This is a genomic window from Bacteroidales bacterium, from assembly GCA_014860575.1.
Classification (GTDB): Bacteria; Bacteroidota; Bacteroidia; order Bacteroidales; family JAAYJT01; genus JAAYJT01.
Window position 1 is genome coordinate 13,992 of the sequence record JACZJK010000062.1, and the last position, 19,652, is coordinate 33,643.

Consider the following 19,652-nt stretch of genomic DNA (forward strand, 5'->3'; position numbering starts at 1 on the left):
CAAAAAGCATTCGCGAGGCTTGATCAAACACAAACAAGCTGATAAACAGCTATCTACACATAAACAATATTTTGGCTCTCCAAAAGCAATTGGAGGAATAAAAAGGCAGATAATTTTTATCGTGTAAGGTAAACGATCAACTTGGTGCTAAAAAACTCTTCTTCAAAAAACCCGCGAATGGGTATAACCCTGTAATTCCATGTAATATTTGACAATTCCTGGTGAACCTCGCCACCTTTCAGATAAATGATTCCGGGCTTCGGTACGGTAGCTTCGGCAGGAATCAACTTGCTGCCAGTCCATTGGATCATTTCTGCCAGTGGGGCTACGGCACGGCTTACAATAAAATTAAACCTACGATCCACATTTTCTACCCGCTGGTTTAAAGCAACCAGGTTGGTCAGACCCAATTCGCCTGAAATTGCTTCAACAGCCTTTATCTTTTTTAAAACCGAATCAACCAGGCAAAAATTGATTTCAGGGAAAAAGATCGCGAGCGGTATTCCGGGAAACCCACCACCGGTTCCGGCATCCATTATAGTGGTACCGGCTGGGAAATCAAATGCTTTTGCAATGGCAAGCGAGTGCAGCACATGGCGTTCATAAAAGAAAGCAAAATCCTTACGGGATATCAGGTTAAGCTTTTGGTTCCAACATTCGTAAACAGCGTGCAGGTGTTCAACCCGCTCAAGCTGATCCGGCTGAAGTTCGGGAAAATACTTTTTGATCAATTCCATTCTAGCTTGTGATTTAAATCGGTTCGGCAAAAATATGGAACACGAACGAGAAAATGCTAAATGAACGATAATTGGTTTTGTTGTACTGATAATGAGTGGTTTTAGTGCTCTCATGTAGCCGGCAAACAAATCAAACAACCTGCCTTGCGCCCACTCATATAATATTGTAACTTTATGCCCTGATTTTTAAAACCTACCTAAATATACAAGACCAATGGAAAACAATTATATGTGCCCGAAATGCAAAGGTTACCTGAAGATTGACAAGCACGTTATCTTTTCAGTAACAACAAGCAAAAACGAAAAAGGCCTTTTGCTGTTAAGCCCGACGCTAGGCGATTACACGATGCTTTGTCATTCCTCGTTAGGATTAAAGGAAGGCGAGAAACTCAATTTTTATTGTCCGATATGCCATGCAAGGCTGGCTTCAAAAACACATACAAACCTTGCAATGGTGCTAATGGTTGATCCAGAAAATAATGTTTATGAAGTGATGTTCTCCGAAATTGCAGGGGAGCGCTGTACTTTCCAGGTAATGAGTGGTAGTTTCCGTGTGTTTGGTGAACATTCTCAATTGTATCGCGAGTTTCTGGAAGTGGTTCGCAAAGGACATGCTTACAAAAACCTTTAGACGGGCAATTCCTGTTTTAAATCTTTCCGCTGAGCATTTATATCAGCAGTCATATACGAATTTTTAAAAATTGGGCGTTTCTGATGCACGGAGCCGTTTTGTGCATACTGAAACCGTTTTTTGCTTCCATCTAAAAGCTATTTAATTGATGATAAGGTATCTCTGTTCATTCTTACTCTCATCTTGTTTAATGGTTTCAATACCACTTTTTCCACAGCTGGTTCAGGAAAATATCTCCCGTGAATATTATATCCAGCTTTATAAACCTCATGCGATCCAAAAAATGCGTGATTTTGGCATACCGGCCAGCATAGCATTGGCTCAGGCCATTCTTGAATCGGGAAATGGAAACAGTGTATTGGCGCGGAATGCGAACAACCATTTCGGCATCAAATGCCATGAGTGGACCGGAGCAACTTATCGCTGGGACGATGATGAAAAGAACGAGTGCTTCAGAAAATATTTATCTGCCGAAGAATCGTTTTACGATCATTCCCTCTTTCTGACCCAAAGACCGAGGTATTCAAAATTATTCGAGCTTGAAATCACCGATTACAAGGCCTGGGCCCACGGTCTTCGCAGCGCAGGATATGCGACCAATCCGCAATACGCGCACATGCTCATTAAGGTAATTGAGGAAAATCAATTATTTCTCCTTGATCATGAGGCGATCCATGGCCCAATACTGGTTCAGGAGCCGGAGCCTGTTTTTGATGATCATGTTTTCGCTTCGCCGGAATATGCTGAATTTGCACCAGGACCGAACAACAGGACTATTTTTCTGAACAACCGCAGGATATTTGTTTTTGCCCGGCCTGACGATACCTATTTTAAAATCGCCAACGATTTTGATATTCACATGGCAAAGCTTTGCCGATTGAACGACCAGGATTTAGGAAGCAATTTAAAGGAAGGTACGCTGGTGTATCTCGAAATCAAAAGAACACGCTCTAACATAGACTCACATCAGGTACAAGCCAATGAAAATATGCACGATATTGCCCAACGCTATGGGATCAGGCTATCAAATTTATACCGGCATAATAAAATGTTGGAAGGAAGTGAGCCAAGAGCAGGGCAGATGATTAAACTACGCCCTTAATTATTCCTCGTCCCAGAAATCTTCTTCAATGATGATGGTGAGTGGTGGCTTGTATTTGTCCAGTCTTCCGATCAGGAAGTTCAATCCAAACTGAACGCCGATATTTCTTGCACTTTCAGGAATAATAACTGAAAGAACATTGCCACTGAGAGCGTATATCTGCAAAAACCCAAGGTTGAGTGAACATCCCAATCCAACATTGTTAAAGCTTTGATTGTGGTATGACACAGCTAGTGTAGTTGCGAACACACGCCCAAAATTATGATGGTACATCAGGCTGGCTGAAGGAATGAATTGGTTCTCAAATTGCCGCACATTGAACACGGCTCCTAATTGATCGTAATCAGTAAAGCGATAATTGGCAGCGAGATGGTAAGCAGTAGGCAAAGGCGATGTGTAATTATTGCTCAACTCCTGAATTGAAAAAATATCTTCCAGCGAATCAGCCAGGGCTTCAAAACCGGACTCAATTTCATCATCACTGTTAAAAAAATCATTGAGTTCAAGCCCGGAAAAGGTGAACACCGAGTTGTCATTTGATTTATAATTAACAAGATTTTCCTTCCAGGTGATGCTTCCAAGATCATTTACAGCTGCAGCTACAACCAACTCCTCAACGGGCGTCCATGTAATGCCAAAGTCAATTGCATAACCACGGCTTTGCGGCATATAATAATCTGCTTCTGTTGGGTACGAAGTATTCACAAGAAAGTCGCTCTCAAAGCTGAGATCATACATATCATCGTCAGTATAAAAGTCTAGCTGGTTTTCTGCCAGATGAACATTGGCAAGGCCTGTCAACACTTTAAACCTCAGCCCTGCATTGAATTTGCTGCTAATCTGCCGGGTGTAACATATTGAGTTCTCTACCCAGGCGGTTCCATTAAAGTGAAGTTTATCGAAATCCATTTCCTGTCCTATAAACGGAGCGTTACCCTGATCAAGCAGTTCAAACAATCTTTTGGGGTATTGAAAAGCCACATCGGTTCTGACATTGGATGACAAGCTGAGATAATTTTTTCCGAACTTGATCCCCAAGGAAAAGGCTTCAAGCCTGAATGTTGAGTTCAGGTAATTATTGGCTTTCATTTTTGAAATCGCTTTGCTTATATCCAGGCTCAGCGAATCATCGGCCCTGCGGGTGAAAAGATCATCCCAGGCAAATCCGCTGTGGCCAGCCGAAACTACCAGCCCTGGTATCAAAAAACTGAAATGGGCTTTACAGGGTGGAATATAAGCAGGGTTTGCCCATCCCGCCTGGGGAACTTCCCGCATGGCATGAAGCAACAAGGATTCCTGTGAAACCAGGAGCCGGGGTACAAACAGCATTGAAAAAAGCAATGCAACACAGGCTATTTTAATTGTTTTCATGTTGGTCGGGATTATGGGGCAATGTTTGTATTCAAGATCGCAGACATACGAATATCAAGTGTGTAATCGCTGTAAATCTTTACGTTATCGTTGTTTGTTGAGCTCACAACACCTTTAATGATGATGAATTCAGATGCTGCGATACTACTCATTTTTTCCTTTGGAACCGGGATAACAAATGTAGTTTCAATAGGATCAGTAACTCTATATTCGGGTTCAGGACCAACCGGCGCCGCCTTCAGCAATGGCACCTGATCGGTGATCAGGGAGTCAAGTACCTGGTAATTTGCGCTCATGAAGTAGGCCTGGAAGTCAAGTTCGAGCGGAAAGCCGTTTAATGCTTTGATCTTAAACTCAGCTGATTCAACCTCATCGGGAATATCAACATTGAAATCAAGTGTGTCCTGCAGGATGAAATTCTCAAGCAGCCCAAACAGTTCAATTTTGGTGATCACATCAATACTGAAACTACTCGTGTCGAGCACAAAATTGAGTTCATTGGGATCAAGCCCCGGATTCGAAATACCACTCACCCCAAAGTAGATGTACTGCGGACTCATATTTATCGCTTCACCAATGTTCGAATTCGTTTCGAGGAGTGTAGTGGCAGTTTGACCCAATTGAGCGTATGTAGGTGCGAGAATTTCAAACTCGTTGGGAATGCCTGGCCCGAAGAGATTGACATCAACATTGTATGGTGGATTTATATCAGAACTTGCTGTGAATGGAAAGAAACTCAACCAAATAGGCATTCCATACGTATTATGAATGGCAATTTCAAGGTCAACACTTCCCTCATCAATCTGGAAATAGCCTTCCGTTAGGTTTTCGAAAACATCAAAAAACAAAGTATCGCTGAGACTGTAGTTGTACTGCCCGAAATAACCAATCATTTTCTGAAAGCGTACACCGGTTAAAAAAACGTCGGTATCAAACTGGTAGTTTGCCGGCACTGCGCCGGGGGCTCCAGATATCTGAAGCACAAAATCAAAGCTAACTGAATTTGGTTCCAACTGATCGTGCGCAAAAATCATGTAATAATCTTTTAGCTCTAACTGAATTTCATTGTTAGCTCCCTGAATGATGTCTTTTATGAGAACCAGTGGTGCATCTGTTGTCTTCTCCCTGAGTGAGGGGCTTGTGATGGTTGAAACCGCATCATAATCAATATCGCTGGTGTATTGTAAAGTCAGTATGCCTGCTTTAAAAAACAAGGTATCAATCCGCTGACCCTCAATCTCCGTCGTATATCCGCGAATGGCATTGTAACTATATGTGAATACTTCACCCGGCAAAGGGGGTATGTAATTGATTACCTCGGGAAAGGTATAGTGCTGATCGGGAGGTTGCATTACATCTTCAGCCACCTGTGAAAAAATCCCACGTGTTTCATATACCATTGTTATTAGTTTAGAGTCAGGATCTTCAATGATATTTAAGGAGGTTTTCTCCAGAATATCCTTCAAAGTCAAGCTGGAAGAAATCAGCGGGACCGCAATAGATGGTTTGAAAGCCGGTATAGCAATTTTTTCTACGTCGAACTGGTCTTTGATACACGCAGCCATGAAAGAAATAAGTAAGGCCAGCATGACAATCACCCTGATGTTGCTGTTCTTTTTATATTTTTTCATAATGATGGGAATGGGTAGTTATTTAACTTGAAGTTCAATTATACAATTGCTGTAACTGCTTGCGAATTTAGAATAAAAACAAATGGTTCCGACGAATTAAAATGTAATCCTTATCTGACGCTTAACCTGAAAAGTGAGTCTGTGCCAGGGCGATGGCCCGTAAATTTGCAGGGCTCTGATATGAGTTTCTGTAGGATAGCCTTTGTTGCGATCCCAGCCATATTGCGGAAACACCTCATAAATCCTGGTCATGAACTCATCCCGGTGTGTTTTTGCCAGCACCGATGCAGCCGCTATTGATAAGAACCTTCCATCACCTTTCACAAAACATTCATGTGGAATACCCGGAAAGGGATTAAACCTGTTGCCATCAATCAGCAGTAACTGTGGTGTTATACTCAGGTTTCTGACAGCCTCATGCATGGCTTTGAACGACGCCTGCAGAATATTAATCCGGTCAATGGTGTTATGATCCACACTGGCTACAGACCATGCTATTGCCTTCTCTTCAATTTCTTTACGAAGCTTCTGACGTTGCGGGGCGGTGAGCAGTTTCGAATCGTTTAGATCAGGGCTGCTGAACCCTTCGGGAAGGATGACTGCCGCAGCAAAAACAGGCCCTGCAAGACAACCCCGGCCAGCTTCGTCGCAACCGGCTTCAAGCAGTGTGCCAGTAAAGGAATTTAGCAGGCAATGTTGGGTTCTCATGGTATCAGATAAATTTCGCAACACCAATTGCAATTAGCAACAAAAGAAACAAAATCTCCGCTATAATGCGTTTTTTGGTTTCAATAAAATAATAGGCAATTATTGCGGCTGATGCAGGAAATAACAAATAAGCATGTTGATGCGGGTCAGACCCTGAAATGAGCAATGTCAAAGCGCTTAAAACCAAAGCAGCATTTATTACTGCAAAACCTTTGCGAACACTGATAATCTTATCGTTGCGTTCGACGCTGAACTTGTAAAAAGCCACCAGTATAAGGAGAATGTAAGCAGGCCAGAAAACATAATCATGTTGTGTTATGCTCAAATCAGCCCAGATCCACGATATGTTATCCGGATAAAAAGTTGTGAGGAAATCAATATGATCAGTAAGATAGCATCCTGTCAGCAACAATAAATACGGTGTAGTTGCACCAATTACCGAAATCACCCATTCCCTCCATGAATTAATACGAAAGATAAGGAATGCCCACCAAACCAGCAGCATCATAAAGATGGCCGGAAGATAAAACAACGAAGCCAGGGAAACCCAGAAACTGGTGTTAAAGGCTTCCCTCAGGGCTTCTTTTTTATCATAAGTATTATAGAGGTTCTTCAGCGAAAAAATGAGGAAGAAATTGGCAATCAGGGCCGGGTGCAGGGTGAGTTGTGCAGGGTGATGGCTCATAAGAATCACATAAACAAGCGCCGGCAGGAAGACTGATTTTGAGAAGAATGGGTTATTGACTAATAATGCGTTAAAAACCATTGCCTGAATCAACAAAAGTGCAAATGCAATGAATGTGGTCAGCCTCGCCGAAAGGAAAAGCTTACTCATGATCACATCATATCCGATCCCAAAGGTGCTTTCAGTTACAATTGGAGGCGGGTTCAGAAATGCCGGAATCCACAAAAGCAGGGAGATAATCAAAAACATGAAAATCTTGATTATATAACCCGATCTGAAAATCCTGATCAACATTTTCCTCAGCGTTTTATTTACTTGGTTTATCCTGATATTCCAATAAATCTATTCCTATATCGCGGCGATAATTCATGCCATCAAACTTAATCAGAGCCGCTGAGGCATAAGTGCGTTTCAAGGCAAGTTCCAGTGAGTCCGCCATTGCCGTGACTGCCAGTACGCGGCCACCATTGGTAATTATTTCAGCGCTATCATTGGTTTTGGTTCCGGCATGAAAAACCACGCCATCCTTCACATTGTCAATTCCTTTTACGACTTTACCCTTTTCATATTCGCCTGGATAGCCACCTGAAACAAGCATTACAGCTACCGCGTATTGGCCAGAGGTTTCAATTGTTACCTCATCCAGCCTGCCCTGTGCAGTTTTTTCAAAAACCTCAACCAGATCGTTATTGATTCTGGGAATAATGGCTTCGGATTCCGGATCACCAAGCCTGACGTTGTATTCAATCACATAAGGATCGCCAGCACAATTCATCAGCCCGAAAAATATAAAGCCGCAATAATCAATCTTTTCGTTCTGAATCCCAAGCACAGTGGGTTTGATAATTTGCTCTTCCACTTTGAGCATAAATTCCTTGTTGGCAAACGGAACCGGTGACACCGAACCCATGCCGCCTGTGTTCGGACCAGTATCGCCTTCGCCAATGCGCTTATAGTCCTTGGCATTGGGTAGGTTCACATAGTGTTTCCCATCAGTTAGCACAAATACTGATAACTCTATTCCCTGCAGAAATTCCTCTACAACAACACTTTCAGAAGCTTTGCCAAATTTCCTTCCTGCCAGCATCTCATAAAGCCATTCTCTGGCTTCACTCAGATTCTGACAAATAACAACTCCTTTGCCTGCAGCCAGTCCATCGGCTTTGAGCACAAAAGGCGGCATGAGAGTTTCGAGGAAGCGATAGCCATCATCAAGCGTCTCTTTCGTAAAGGTTTGATGCCTTGCTGTTGGGATCGCATGACGGTTCATAAACTCCTTGGCAAAATCCTTGCTCGATTCAAGCCTTGCCCCATATTGCGATGGCCCGATAATTTTCACATGCCCCAGCAAGCCATCATCCCTGAAAAAATCAACAATTCCTTCGGCAAGAGGAGCTTCTGGCCCAACCACAATCATGTCAATATCGGTTTCAAGCACATGTAGCTTAATGCCGTTAAAATCAGTTTCAGCCAGTGCGAGGTTTGTTCCGTAAAGGCTGGTTCCGGCATTTCCCGGTGCGATCCATAACTTGGTAAGCTTTTTACTTTGAGCGAGTTTCCAGGCTAGGGCGCTTTCCCTGCCGCCTGATCCGAGGAGTAAAATATTCATAAAACTAAGCGCAATTAAGGTGGATGCAAACATAAGCAAAATAGAACTTGGTTCAGGGTTCAGGAATAAACCAAGTCCACTCCGAAGATTGATCTAACTCATAAATTACTCACTTCGTTCGTGAGATCGCTTCGCTAAGTTCCCTAAAGGAGACTTTCACCAACTTCTGATTTTTAGCCGTTTCCCTTTAGGGTCAGGGGCAAAAAACGGCTAAAAATCAGATTTTGGTGACTTTTCGGAGTAGACTCAATCACTGAAACCACCGAAATAATACACTTACATTACCAGAACATTAAGGTTTTCTAAAGTGTTGCACATTGCGTCCCGTTTACTTTCAAATTGTATCTTTGCTCGAATTCAAGGGATTGAATTTTAACTATTACCCAGCCTCTACATACTATAAATCTTTATCCGTTCTGCTATGGAATGCCCGGTATGTAAAACGATAACCAGCACTGCCGACAAACACAAATGCCCTGTGTGCGCCACTGACCTCGAAATTTTCATCCTTCTCGAGAGTGCAGAAAAAAAGACAGCTGATCTTAAAAGAATAAACTGGTTACTGTTCATGTTGTTGTTGCTTACATTCATTGGTTCAGCCACTTATTATTTTTTCTATGCTGACCGCAATGCCGGCGAGCAGGTACTTCTGAACCAAACCATTTTGAACCAGGAAATTGAAATCCGGCGTTTGGACAACGAAAAGCAGTTGCTGATGAGCAGCATCAACGACCTGCGAAGTCAGGTGGAAAAACTTACCACTGAGTTGGCCGAAAGAGTAGAAAAAGAGAAAGAACAAGTTGTTCCGGCACCACCAGCTTTCAAAGAAATTATTCATGTGGTAAAGCGAGGCGAATCATTAAAACGAATTGCGCTTAAATACTATGGCAACAGCGAAGAATACCGTAAGATCATGCAGGATAACAACATTAAGAACCCAAACAATATTATTATCAACCAGCGCCTTAAAATTATAGTTCCGCAAACCAACTAACCTCCAAACACCTGATTGTATGGAACCCGGCAAAAACATATATCGGACTATCTCGAGAAAGATCACTATTAACCTTGCAAAGCAGCTCGAGCTAAAACAACAATTTGAGGACCTGCAAAATCATAATTTACTGCTGGAATCGCGGATTGAACAGTTGGTGAAAGAAATAAAAATTCTTTCCGACGAAAACAGCGACCTGAAAGAAATAGTGTTTGCTTTGAATCAGGAGAATGAGCGATACAGAAGGCCGTGAGGTTGTTTTAGCGATACTATCGCTACTCTTGGCACTCTTTAACCCGTAAGGAAAACTTTTTTGCTTCAAAATTTGCAAAACGAACCCTTATCAACTATATTTGGGCCATATACGCCCCAAAACTATATTTACATAATTTGACTATCCTTGTTATTTCAAAGAGGCTTTAATTTCTGTTTGATTTAAGCTTATCAATAAAGCATCATAAACATGATATTATTAATCATTTAAACAGAAGCCTATGGAAAAGACTACTACAGTTTAATTACTTAACCTTTAACCTCAATTGCAGAAAATTTTTCTAAAACCTAACATTGTAATCGCAGAGAAAAAATTGAAGGTTGAACTTTCGGAACTGCTGCATTGATAATAAACAAAACACTCAACCATTGTATAGCTAACACGCTAATTAAAGAATTCATTTACAGCGTAAATTTACCTCTTGCTTCCGGGAATGAGAGTTCACACTTGAATTACTAGATTACCCATGAGCTTCGTCAATCGTAGTTGAAATTTTGAGTACACTTCGAAAAGGCACAAACTGCTGATTTTTATCTTTTATAGCCCCTGAACCCTATTTGGGAACAGTTAAAAATCTGCAGTTTGCGGAAGTCCCCTTTAGGGAACTTTGCGAAGCGATCTCACGAACGAAGTGAGTAATTTAGGGGTAAAATGACTTTTCGGAGCAGGCTCAATTTTCAACTTTCACGAAACGAAACAATAAGGCTGTGAATACTCGGCAAACAATTTTTACAAGCTTAGCCTTGCCGGTTCTCAACCCGGCATTTATCTGGTTCGTGTTATCAATAGTCATGAATCAGTTACGGAGAAGATTATAAAACAATAAGTTAGGTCAAAAATATTATTGAACACACCAGCAAAAGATCAACATCATGAAAAAGTCTGTTTTATTATTAATCTATGGAATTATATTATCAGGCATTCACGCCCAGGCGCCAGAGGGCATCAGCTACCAGGCCGTTATACGTAACGCATCAAACGAACTGGTAACCAATACCACAAATGGCATACAGGTTAGCATTATTCAGGGAACACCGGAAGGTACAGTGGTGTATTCCGAAACCCACCTTCCGGTAAGTAATCTCAATGGCCTGGTAAGCTTTGTCATCGGGCAGGGGAATATTGTTTCCGGAGTCTTTACGGAGATTGACTGGGCTATCGGGCCTTACTTTATCAAAACCGAAGCCGATCCTGCCGGAGGGACGAATTACACTATTAGCGGTACCAGCCAGATCCTTTCTGTACCTTACGCTTTTTACTCGGCAACCACAGGTGATACTTCCAAATGGCAGAAAAACCTCAATGGTGACCTGTTTTACAACGATGGTAATGTCGGTATTGGTATTAGTAACCCATCAGCAAAACTGCATATTGAAACCCCTGTTTTCTCTGCAAAACTTGCTACAAATAATAATGGTGTTTTCGGTGAGCATTCTATTTCCGGAAGTTATGGATACCTTGGAGCTTCCAACGAGGGCGGCTTTGGTTATAGCCTGAATGGGTGGGGATTGCGTGGAATTTCCCAAAACGGATATGCCATATATGGTCTTAATACATTCTCTGGAGATTATGGTTGGATTGGAGCTTTATCAGAAGGAGTTTACGGATACAGTGCAAGCGGATATGGAATAAAAGGACAGACAACAAACGGTATTGCCGTTTATGGCAATCATTCCGAAAGTGATAATCTTGGCTATATCGGATCACCGTCTGAGGGAGTTTATGGCAGAAGTGTGGATGGGTATGGAGTGCGCGGTTTAACCACATCTGGATTTGCCATCTATGGCTGGACACTCGGATCAGGTTATGCAGGATATTTTGAAGGTAAAGCATACGTCGGAGGGAATATGGGCATTGGAGAAATCTCACCCACCCACAAATTGTATATAAGTGATTTGCAAACTGGTTTGGCTTACCCTCTGAAAATAGAAAATAAGCATACCATAGTAAATGAAGCTGCCGTTGGTATTTTGTTTTCAACGGGCGGATCAGGTACAACCGATAGGGGCAAAGGCGGCTTGGTTTATGAATACACAAGCACATGGAACCGGGGTTCATTTCATTTCCTTCAGAACAGTGAAGCCAATGCAAACAATCCCGTTCTGGCAAATACGGTCATGACAATTACCAACGACGGAAATGTAACGATTCCAAAAGGGATACTTTCTGTTGCAGCCAATGCAGGTCCCAACCTTATTATTCACGACCCGAATGCAGGACCCGACAGACCCGGTATTCAGTTTACGAACAATAATATTCATTATATCAGTGGCGATGACGGCTCGGATGAACAGTTCGGGTTTTATTCAAACTATGGAAATAACAGGATTTATGATGCTACGGTGGCAATTTTTGGAAAAGCTACAAGTAGCTGGGGAAAGTATTTAGGATTGACCCATAATGGAACCAGCGGACGCATTTTTACCGATGTCGGCGACCTTCTGCTGCAACCTGCCGGCGGGGTGGCCATTAATACAACCTCAGCTGGCACCTACAAGTTGAATGTCAATGGGAATGCCTATGTAAGCGGAGAGATAAAAACAGAAACAAAAACCGGCTATTTATCTATTCCCCCAGCAGCCTTTGTTGCTAGCGGCCCTTATGATTATACTAACATAGGAGATGAGCTATGGGAAAATGAACTGTTATTACCTACTGTTATGTTCTTTGCTCCTGTTAATTTACCAGACAATGTTATAGTTGTTGAAGTAATTACCTATTGGCAGGATAACTCAACAGATGCAGGGGTTTTGCGTCTTGATAGGACAAAACTTACAGATGGCAACTGGAATACACTGTCATTTCATGTTACGAATTGGCAAAGCTCTGTAAGAACCTCTATTACAGACACAACAATAGATACTCCAATCATTGATAATGCAAATTATATATATCTATTGTTTGCATTTCTTACTGATGGCCCAAACATAAAATTTTACGGTGCCAGAATCAAATATACTTATGATACAATAAACTAAAGACACTTAAAAGTTCGAATCTTTGAGCTTTGTTAAACTACCCTTAACCCTCCAATCAAATCTTTAACAGCGCTTATCCGGTGGCGGACAAGATATTCTTCAATGCCATCCACAATTTTCATTGTAACTGAAGGATCAATAAAATTGGCGGTACCGACCTGAATGGCTGAAGCACCGGCCAGCATAAACTCAATGGCATCGGTAGCAGAAGAGATCCCTCCAATTCCGATCAATGGAATTGTTACAGCCCGATGGACTTGCCAAACCATTCGCAACGCAATGGGTTTCACAGCCGGGCCTGATAAGCCGCCCGTAACTGTACTGAGTATGGGAGTTCGTTTTTCGGCATCAATGGCCATGCCCAGTAAGGTGTTGATCAACGAAAGGCAATCTGCGCCCTCGTCTTCCACCGCCTTTGCGATCTCAGCAATGTTAGTCACATTGGGCGATAATTTCACAATCAGCGTTTTCTTATAAAGTCTGCGAACCGCTTTGGTTACAGACTGTGCCGATGCACAACTGGTTCCAAAAGCCATTCCGCCTTCCTTTACATTTGGGCATGAAATATTCAGTTCAATGGCAGGAATATTTTCCAACTCATTAATTTTTTCTGCAACGGCTTCATATTCCTCGATGGTTGAACCCGAAACATTCACGATCATGTTGGTGGGATAGTCCTTTATTCTGGGATAAATCTCGTTCACAAAATAATCAACGCCCTTGTTTTGAAGACCAATAGCATTGAGCATGCCTTTGTGCGTTTCAGCGAGACGTGGATAGCGGTTACCTTCGCGGTTCGAACCCGTGGTGGCTTTCACAATAATGCCGCCCATGCGATTAAAATCAACAAAATCTTCATACTCCCAGCCATAACCGAAGGTTCCGGAAGCCGTCATCACCGGGTTGCGAAGTTCGAGGTTGTGTATTTTGATGCTGAGGTCTGTCATTGGTTCAAGGTTCGTGGTTCAAAGTTCGAGGGGTAGTGTTTGGCGTTAGGCGTTTCAGGGTTCAAGATTCAAAATTCAAGATTCGGGGATCGGGGTTCATAATTCAAATATTCTGTTGTTCTATTGTTCTATTGTTGGTTCGAGGTTCAATCGTCAATCCAACATCGCAAATAGTTTTACCATCCCGCTAGTTCTTTTGTATTAAATACCGGTCCGTCAGTACAAACACAGCGATGGCCGGCAGTTGTTTGAACCACACAGCACAGGCAAGCACCTATTCCACATGCCATAGTGTTCTCAAGTGAAACAAAAACTTCGGTATCGCGATCCTTTAAAATATTGTTCACAGCTTTGAGCATACCTTCCGGACCGCAAGCAAAAACAGTTTTATATGGCAATTCCTTTTTAAAAATGCTATGATGCGTCACCAATCCCTTTTCTCCTGTTGATCCATCTTCGGTGATCAGGTGCAAATTGCCATACTGCTCATATTTTTCTGTTTCATGAACTTCATCAGCGGTGCGGGTTCCAATGATAATATCCGCATGGTATCCGCTATCAAACAAGCGATGGGCAAGGAAAAGCAAGGGGGCAACACCGCAGCCACCACCAACCAGCAGTACTTTTTCGTGTTCAGGAAAATGGAAACCCTGACCAAGCGGATAAACGAGGTTAAGTTTTTCGCCTTCTCTCAGGGTTGTTAACGCTTTTGTGCCCGTACCTACGATCTTAATAAAAAGACTGATGCTGTTGCTATGCACATCCACATCATGGATTGAAAATGGTCTACGCAAATAAACATCGCTTGTGTTTGGAACCAGCACTTCGGCGAATTGTCCAGGTTCAATAACCGGAAGCGGCTCAGGGCAGAGCAAATCAAAGATCATATGATTACCGCTAAGCTGCTGGTTTCGGATGACCGTAAAATCGTGAATGAATTTTTTCATCATATGCACCCATAAAAAAAAGCCCGCCGTTTGACGGACTCTATGCTTTATTCACTATCCGGATCTTTTTCAGGTACGGTGCTGCTTTCATCAGCTTTTACTTCTTCTTCAGTGCTTTCTATCGGCTCTTCAGGCTTTTCTGTGAAATCGAGCATTTCTTTTTCATGCAAAAGATTATACCATGCATAAATTTTCTTCATGTGCGAAACATACACCTTATCGCGGTCGTAATTGGGCATAATAGTTTCGAAAAACTCTTTCAGTTTCTGATTGTCGGCTTTTGCATCGGGCGCTTTGCCACCTTCGGTTTTTTCTCTGATGGTTGTAAGGATTTCCCTTAAAGGTTTGTCGTCAGTATCAGTAAACACGCTGATTTCTTCAAGTGAGCTTACCTTGTCGTGCGTGAAAGCCTGGAAACGCTTTCCATCAATCAACGATTCAACGATCACACCTGTTTTGGCTTGTGCTACCAATCTGTACAATCCCGGTTTTCCTGAAATTGACATGATTTTGCTCAAATCTGTGGTTTCTTTTTCCATTGTTATAAGTGGTTAAACGTTGCAAAAATACAAGAAATGTTCCGATAGCTGAAATGTGCGTTAATCTATTCGGGAAATGAGGGCGCGGGGCATGGGGCAAAGTATGCAAACCCTGACCAACGGGAAGGGATGGCAGCCTTTGTGACTGAACAGTTGAACAATAGAACAATTGAATAGCGAAGTAAAAGTGCCAGCCTTCCTTGTCAAGGATTCACCGTCCGACCGCTTCGGACGGTATGACGGACAAGAGCAAGTTTTTGAATGCTAATAGGCAGGTCTTAAAATTTCGTCCTGCAACAAGCTTAGCGCTTTTCTTTTGTCGCGCAAAGAAAAACCGGTTGGCCCATGTGGTGTATTGTTGGCATCAATAATATAGATTTCGCCGCTTTTTCGATCCCTTAACACATCCAGCTCACCATAATCAATATTGAGCAACCCGCAAAACTCCAGTATCTTATTTAGTTCATCCTGGCTCAACACTTCCAAAGGGTTTTCAATTACCTTGTGCTGTTTAATACGCGCTAAAGACTGCTTAAAAGTTCCAAAACGCTTTTCAAGGTGTTTGTACTTAAGATAGACCAATGGGATTTTATTCTTCACAACCGGAATCCTGATATCCTCAACAAAATCGGTATCCACCACATTATCAATCAGGATCTGATATACCGAGCCAGGTTCAACTTTTTGTATCGGGCAATTAATTATAGTGCCATCATGTGCAGCATTTATATCACTTTTTTTTACGCCAATTCCCTGGTGATTCAAAGGATCAATAAAAGTTGAACGCTTGAAAACGGCGCTGAAGGCTTTATCAACTGCAATCTTTGAGGAATCAGTGAAATTTAAATTAATGAGGTGTTGATTTTCATTCAGTTGCTGAGAAAGTGCATCATTCGTCCTTGTAGTATGTTCGGTCCAGAAAATACCCATCTCGTGCCTGAAACGTGGATTGTTGGTAATATTAAAGTGTGCATTCCGGAAGACTTTGTACAATACCGCACGCTTGCTGGGGTAATCAGGATAAAACAGAACTGTCCTCACCTTTCCCCTGTTCACAATGTATGAATAGACAAAATACAAAACAAAGTATATATCCTTGAAAATCCATTTCAGGATGCTTACCCGCTTTCTATCATATTTATTGATGAATATCATGGCCAATGGTTCTTATTTGTTGAAGATGAGTGCGAAGTTATAAAGCTAAGACTGCTCTGAAAGTAACAAATTGCTGATTTTTATCGTTTTAGCCCCTGACCCCTAAAGGGGAAACACTAAAAATCTGTAATTTGTGGAAGTCCCCTTTAGGGGATTTAGGGGCGTATTAACTTTTCTGAGTGCATTCAATGTTTATTCTTTTGTTCTACCTTTTTAGCCGGATAAAATTATTGAAATTACCAAGCCCTGGCATGTGAAGTATGTTGTATTTGAAGAAGCTGAAAAACCGGTTCTTCAGCGTTTCGTGCTTATTCGGTTTACGATTGGTATTGGGCTTGCCTGAGTATTGCAATTCGTTTTTCCAGTCAAATTTTTCGATCCATTCGCGCATTACCTCAGGGTGTGTTCCCTTGAATTGTTGCAAGAGGTTCAGCGGCCCGTAGTCAAACTCGAAATAGCGTTGCTTTTCCATTTCATCCACCCTCGACTTGCCTTTGTGTATAGTCTGAAATGCCTTGTTCTTTTTTCGCATCAGTTCCGGCGGGCGAACCCAGCCGTAATGATATATCCATGCATCGAGTTCAACAACCTTCAGCTTGAAGGTATTTTCCTGCCTCCGGTAATTTACACCATCAAAATCAGGAATATGCCGGAAAGATTGCGCGGATTCCCATGAATGAATTACAGGGAGATTTCGTACAATCCTGATTTCATAAGGATACCAGCCATGCGCACGATGGTAGTGATCGTAATCGCCCCAGAAATGACGGTACTTAAAGAGGAAACCTTCCACTTCTTTATCGTCCAGAAATTTCTCGCAGGCTGCTTTTATTTTAAGTAAGTCGTTTTCATGGATCACTTCATCGGCCTGGAGGTAGAAAAGCCAGTCGCCGCTGCAATGTTCTTTGGCGATATCGGTTTGGTGGGCATGTTCCATGCCGCGGGGATATTTCTCGAGGTTCCAAATTGTGTCAATGATCTTTACTTTTGGATCGCCAATACTTTCAACCAGCTCACGGGTTTTGTCGCCGTCGCTGCAATCGCCGATGGCAATCACAAACTCATCAACGATTGGTAAAATAGATTGCACAGCCTCCTTCACCGGGTAATACAGTGAATCAGCATTTTTGGCCATACTAAAACCGCTGATCTTCATTTCTTTTTAATTCAAAATTTCATATTCAAGATTCAAGATTAATGAGTTACGAAATATTCTGCATAGTATGTGGTGTTGAATTTTGAATCTTGAATTTTGAATCTGGAATCTCATGAGAACATCTGCATGCTATGCAAACGCGTATAAATTCCATTTTGGTTCATTAAATCTTTGTGCGTTCCTTTTTCCACAATCTTCCCTTCATGCATCACACAGATCAGGTCGGCATTTACAACTGTTGATAAGCGGTGTGCGATCACAATAGAAGTACGGTTTTTCATCAGATTGGTAATGGCATCCTGAACCAGGCGTTCTGATTCAGTATCAAGTGCAGAAGTAGCCTCGTCAAGGATCAGAATCGGTGGATTTTTTAACACTGCCCTTGCAATGCTGATTCTTTGCCGCTGCCCTCCTGAAAGTTTACCGCCACGGTCTCCGATATTCGTGAAATACCCGTTTTTTGTATTGATAATAAAATCGTGGGCGTTGGCAACTTTTGCCGCCTGTATGATTTCATCTTCGCTCACGCCATCCGAACCAAAGGCAATGTTGTTGGAAAAGGTGTCGTTGAAAAGTATAGCTTCCTGGTTTACAATCCCCATCAAATTCCTGAGGTCTTTGATTTTACAATCCTTTATGGGAACGCCATCAAGCAGGATTTCGCCTTCAACAGCATCGTAGAAACGGGGAAGCAGATCAACGAGGGTGGACTTACCGGCGCCTGATTGTCCTACCAGGGCCACCATCTGACCCTTTTTAATTTGCAGATCAATATCTTTTAAAACCCAGTCATTCTCATATTTGAACCCAACTTTCCGGTATTCGATACCATCCTTGAAATCCTCAACTGTGCTCGCATCCTGCTTTTCAACAATTGGATTTTCAGCTTTCAGTACTTCTTCGATCCTTTCTGCTGATGCAAGGCCCTTTTGCACATTGTACCAGGCAGTTGAAAAGGATTTAGCCGGGTTGATGATTTGCGAAAAAATAGCGAGGTAGCCAATAAAATTAGCCGGAGACAGCGAGGAGTCTGAGCCAAGAACCAGCGAACCCCCGTACCACATGATAAATACCACAACAACAGTTCCCAGAAATTCACTCAGCGGCGTTCCCATGTACTGTCTCCGGTACATTTTTATCATGATCCGCGTATAAAAATTATTCACGCTGAAAAACCGCTTCTTCACCCTGTCTTCACTGTTGAACGCCTTAATAACCCTCAAGCCGCCAAGCGTTTCATCCATAATGGAAAGTATGATACCCATTTTTTTCTGACCCTTAAGTGCAGTGGTTTTGAGTGTTCTACCCAGACCGCCAATAATCAGCGCGCTGATCGGAAGAAGGATCAGAACGAAAAGTGTAAGATGCGGACTGATCACAAGCAATCCGATGAGGTAAACAATGATCATAATCGGGTCGCTGAAAAGCATTTCCAATGAACTAATGATGCTCCACTCAACAATATGCACATCGTTGGTCATGCGGCTGATGATATCTCCTTTACGTTCGTTTGAATAGTATGAAAGCGGCAGATCAACCGATTTGTTATAAAGCGCATTACGCATATCTTTTACGACTCCATTGCGGATGGTAGCCAGGTTGTACATGGCCAGGTATTTGAAACCGGTCTTAAGCAACGACATGATGATCACCAGTCCGCTGACAAAAACCAGTGCATAAATTTCACCCTGGTTGTCAATAAGCTGACTGATATAAAAGTAAAAGTTGTTTTTAAGAATTTCGAAAACCCCGATGCCTTCGCTACGAATGTACTCCAGGCTAAATGGCAGCATCTCATCAACCCTGGGCTGAGTTCCAAAAAGTATCCCGAGGAAAGGGATGACCATCGCAAGGCTGAACAGAGAGAATAGTACCGATATAAAATTGAATAAAATATTACGAGCCACACTTGCCCAATACGGAACGAGGTAGCGTAATATTTTGTGAAATCGTTTCATTGAGCCGTCAAGTTGAACCTATCTACAAATTCGCCGCAAAAGTAAGGCAATTTAAATAACGCCCGGATTCAAATATATTTCATCCGCCACTTTTTCATTTCTCATTAGTGATCCTGATCCATTACAACATCACTCCATCACTCCATTACTCCATTAATCCATCACCTGCCACTTAAGTTAAAAAAAACTGGCGCAACTACATTGGAACTTCCTGCCCCTCGCCCTAGCTC

General features: G+C 42.3%; 17 protein-coding genes and 1 pseudogene. 6 read left to right on the top strand and 12 right to left on the bottom strand.

What is annotated here, in order from left to right; translation table 11 throughout:
- Positions 1 to 116 precede the first annotated feature (116 nt).
- On the bottom strand, positions 117 to 737 hold the full coding sequence (gene rsmG, locus IH597_16530; GenBank protein ID MBE0664064.1) for a 16S rRNA (guanine(527)-N(7))-methyltransferase RsmG: 621 nt from the start codon (positions 735 to 737) through the stop codon (positions 117 to 119).
- Positions 738 to 951: 214 nt separating this feature from the next.
- On the opposite strand from rsmG, the gene IH597_16535 reads away from it, so the two are divergent.
- Entirely contained in the window at positions 952 to 1,368 is a 417-nt protein-coding gene (locus tag IH597_16535; GenBank protein MBE0664065.1) for a hypothetical protein, read from the top strand.
- 148 nt (positions 1,369 to 1,516) lie between these two features.
- On the top strand, positions 1,517 to 2,470 hold the full coding sequence (locus tag IH597_16540) for a glucosaminidase domain-containing protein (GenBank protein MBE0664066.1): 954 nt from the start codon (positions 1,517 to 1,519) through the stop codon (positions 2,468 to 2,470).
- Here the strand turns inward: IH597_16540 and IH597_16545 are convergent, their stop codons facing one another.
- From IH597_16545 to purD, 5 genes are all read right to left on the bottom strand, one after another.
- A complete protein-coding gene (locus tag IH597_16545) occupies positions 2,471 to 3,841 on the bottom strand; it encodes a hypothetical protein (GenBank protein MBE0664067.1) in 1,371 nt (456 codons plus the stop codon).
- Between the two features lie 11 nt (positions 3,842 to 3,852).
- Complete coding sequence (locus IH597_16550; protein MBE0664068.1) at positions 3,853 to 5,472, bottom strand: hypothetical protein; 1,620 nt, start codon at positions 5,470 to 5,472, stop codon at positions 3,853 to 3,855.
- Positions 5,473 to 5,568: 96 nt separating this feature from the next.
- Positions 5,569 to 6,180, bottom strand: a complete 612-nt coding sequence (locus IH597_16555; protein ID MBE0664069.1) for a ribonuclease HII — start codon at positions 6,178 to 6,180, stop codon at positions 5,569 to 5,571.
- A gap of 4 nt (positions 6,181 to 6,184) precedes the next feature.
- Positions 6,185 to 7,159 (bottom strand): hypothetical protein, encoded by a 975-nt coding sequence (locus tag IH597_16560; GenBank protein ID MBE0664070.1) that lies wholly within the window; start codon positions 7,157 to 7,159, stop codon positions 6,185 to 6,187.
- Between the two features lie 13 nt (positions 7,160 to 7,172).
- Positions 7,173 to 8,474 (bottom strand): phosphoribosylamine--glycine ligase, encoded by a 1,302-nt coding sequence (gene purD, locus IH597_16565; protein ID MBE0664071.1) that lies wholly within the window; start codon positions 8,472 to 8,474, stop codon positions 7,173 to 7,175.
- Positions 8,475 to 8,895: 421 nt separating this feature from the next.
- Between purD and IH597_16570 the strand changes: the two genes are divergently transcribed.
- From IH597_16570 to IH597_16585, 4 genes and pseudogenes are all read left to right on the top strand, one after another.
- A complete protein-coding gene (locus IH597_16570) occupies positions 8,896 to 9,468 on the top strand; it encodes a LysM peptidoglycan-binding domain-containing protein (GenBank protein MBE0664072.1) in 573 nt (190 codons plus the stop codon).
- Between the two features lie 19 nt (positions 9,469 to 9,487).
- Positions 9,488 to 9,721, top strand: a complete 234-nt coding sequence (locus tag IH597_16575) for a hypothetical protein (GenBank protein ID MBE0664073.1) — start codon at positions 9,488 to 9,490, stop codon at positions 9,719 to 9,721.
- Positions 9,722 to 10,463: 742 nt separating this feature from the next.
- Positions 10,464 to 10,568 (top strand): annotated as a pseudogene (locus IH597_16580) (T9SS type A sorting domain-containing protein).
- Positions 10,569 to 10,614: 46 nt separating this feature from the next.
- On the top strand, positions 10,615 to 12,720 hold the full coding sequence (locus tag IH597_16585; protein MBE0664074.1) for a hypothetical protein: 2,106 nt from the start codon (positions 10,615 to 10,617) through the stop codon (positions 12,718 to 12,720).
- A gap of 32 nt (positions 12,721 to 12,752) precedes the next feature.
- Here IH597_16585 and IH597_16590 read toward each other — a convergent pair whose 3' ends face one another.
- From IH597_16590 to IH597_16615, 6 genes are all read right to left on the bottom strand, one after another.
- Positions 12,753 to 13,667: a dihydroorotate dehydrogenase gene (locus IH597_16590; protein MBE0664075.1), complete on the bottom strand. Its 915-nt coding sequence runs from the start codon at positions 13,665 to 13,667 to the stop codon at positions 12,753 to 12,755.
- Between the two features lie 176 nt (positions 13,668 to 13,843).
- Positions 13,844 to 14,614, bottom strand: coding sequence for a dihydroorotate dehydrogenase electron transfer subunit (locus tag IH597_16595; protein MBE0664076.1), 771 nt, complete (start codon positions 14,612 to 14,614; stop codon positions 13,844 to 13,846).
- 47 nt (positions 14,615 to 14,661) lie between these two features.
- Entirely contained in the window at positions 14,662 to 15,153 is a 492-nt protein-coding gene (locus IH597_16600) for a DUF5606 domain-containing protein (GenBank protein MBE0664077.1), read from the bottom strand.
- Between the two features lie 264 nt (positions 15,154 to 15,417).
- Positions 15,418 to 16,308 carry a hypothetical protein gene (locus tag IH597_16605; protein MBE0664078.1) on the bottom strand — a complete coding sequence of 297 codons (891 nt, stop codon included), beginning with the start codon at positions 16,306 to 16,308 and terminating at the stop codon, positions 15,418 to 15,420.
- Positions 16,309 to 16,513: 205 nt separating this feature from the next.
- Complete coding sequence (locus IH597_16610; protein ID MBE0664079.1) at positions 16,514 to 17,464, bottom strand: glycosyltransferase family 2 protein; 951 nt, start codon at positions 17,462 to 17,464, stop codon at positions 16,514 to 16,516.
- Positions 17,465 to 17,574: 110 nt separating this feature from the next.
- Entirely contained in the window at positions 17,575 to 19,422 is a 1,848-nt protein-coding gene (locus IH597_16615; GenBank protein MBE0664080.1) for an ABC transporter ATP-binding protein, read from the bottom strand.
- Positions 19,423 to 19,652: the final 230 nt, after the last annotated feature.

Bases quoted from the DNA above. Each gene is read 5' to 3' on its own strand.
- rsmG (MBE0664064.1), bottom strand. From the start codon at position 737: ATGGAATTGATCAAAAAGTATTTTCCCGAACTTCAGCCGGATCAGCTT.
- IH597_16535 (MBE0664065.1), top strand. From the start codon at position 952: ATGGAAAACAATTATATGTGCCCGAAATGCAAAGGTTACCTGAAGATT.
- IH597_16540 (MBE0664066.1), top strand. From the start codon at position 1,517: ATGATAAGGTATCTCTGTTCATTCTTACTCTCATCTTGTTTAATGGTT.
- IH597_16545 (MBE0664067.1), bottom strand. From the start codon at position 3,841: ATGAAAACAATTAAAATAGCCTGTGTTGCATTGCTTTTTTCAATGCTG.
- IH597_16550 (MBE0664068.1), bottom strand. From the start codon at position 5,472: ATGAAAAAATATAAAAAGAACAGCAACATCAGGGTGATTGTCATGCTG.
- IH597_16555 (MBE0664069.1), bottom strand. From the start codon at position 6,180: ATGAGAACCCAACATTGCCTGCTAAATTCCTTTACTGGCACACTGCTT.
- IH597_16560 (MBE0664070.1), bottom strand. From the start codon at position 7,159: ATGTTGATCAGGATTTTCAGATCGGGTTATATAATCAAGATTTTCATG.
- purD (MBE0664071.1), bottom strand. From the start codon at position 8,474: ATGAATATTTTACTCCTCGGATCAGGCGGCAGGGAAAGCGCCCTAGCC.
- IH597_16570 (MBE0664072.1), top strand. From the start codon at position 8,896: ATGGAATGCCCGGTATGTAAAACGATAACCAGCACTGCCGACAAACAC.
- IH597_16575 (MBE0664073.1), top strand. From the start codon at position 9,488: ATGGAACCCGGCAAAAACATATATCGGACTATCTCGAGAAAGATCACT.
- IH597_16585 (MBE0664074.1), top strand. From the start codon at position 10,615: ATGAAAAAGTCTGTTTTATTATTAATCTATGGAATTATATTATCAGGC.
- IH597_16590 (MBE0664075.1), bottom strand. From the start codon at position 13,667: ATGACAGACCTCAGCATCAAAATACACAACCTCGAACTTCGCAACCCG.
- IH597_16595 (MBE0664076.1), bottom strand. From the start codon at position 14,614: ATGAAAAAATTCATTCACGATTTTACGGTCATCCGAAACCAGCAGCTT.
- IH597_16600 (MBE0664077.1), bottom strand. From the start codon at position 15,153: ATGGAAAAAGAAACCACAGATTTGAGCAAAATCATGTCAATTTCAGGA.
- IH597_16605 (MBE0664078.1), bottom strand. From the start codon at position 16,308: ATGATATTCATCAATAAATATGATAGAAAGCGGGTAAGCATCCTGAAA.
- IH597_16610 (MBE0664079.1), bottom strand. From the start codon at position 17,464: ATGAAGATCAGCGGTTTTAGTATGGCCAAAAATGCTGATTCACTGTAT.
- IH597_16615 (MBE0664080.1), bottom strand. From the start codon at position 19,422: ATGAAACGATTTCACAAAATATTACGCTACCTCGTTCCGTATTGGGCA.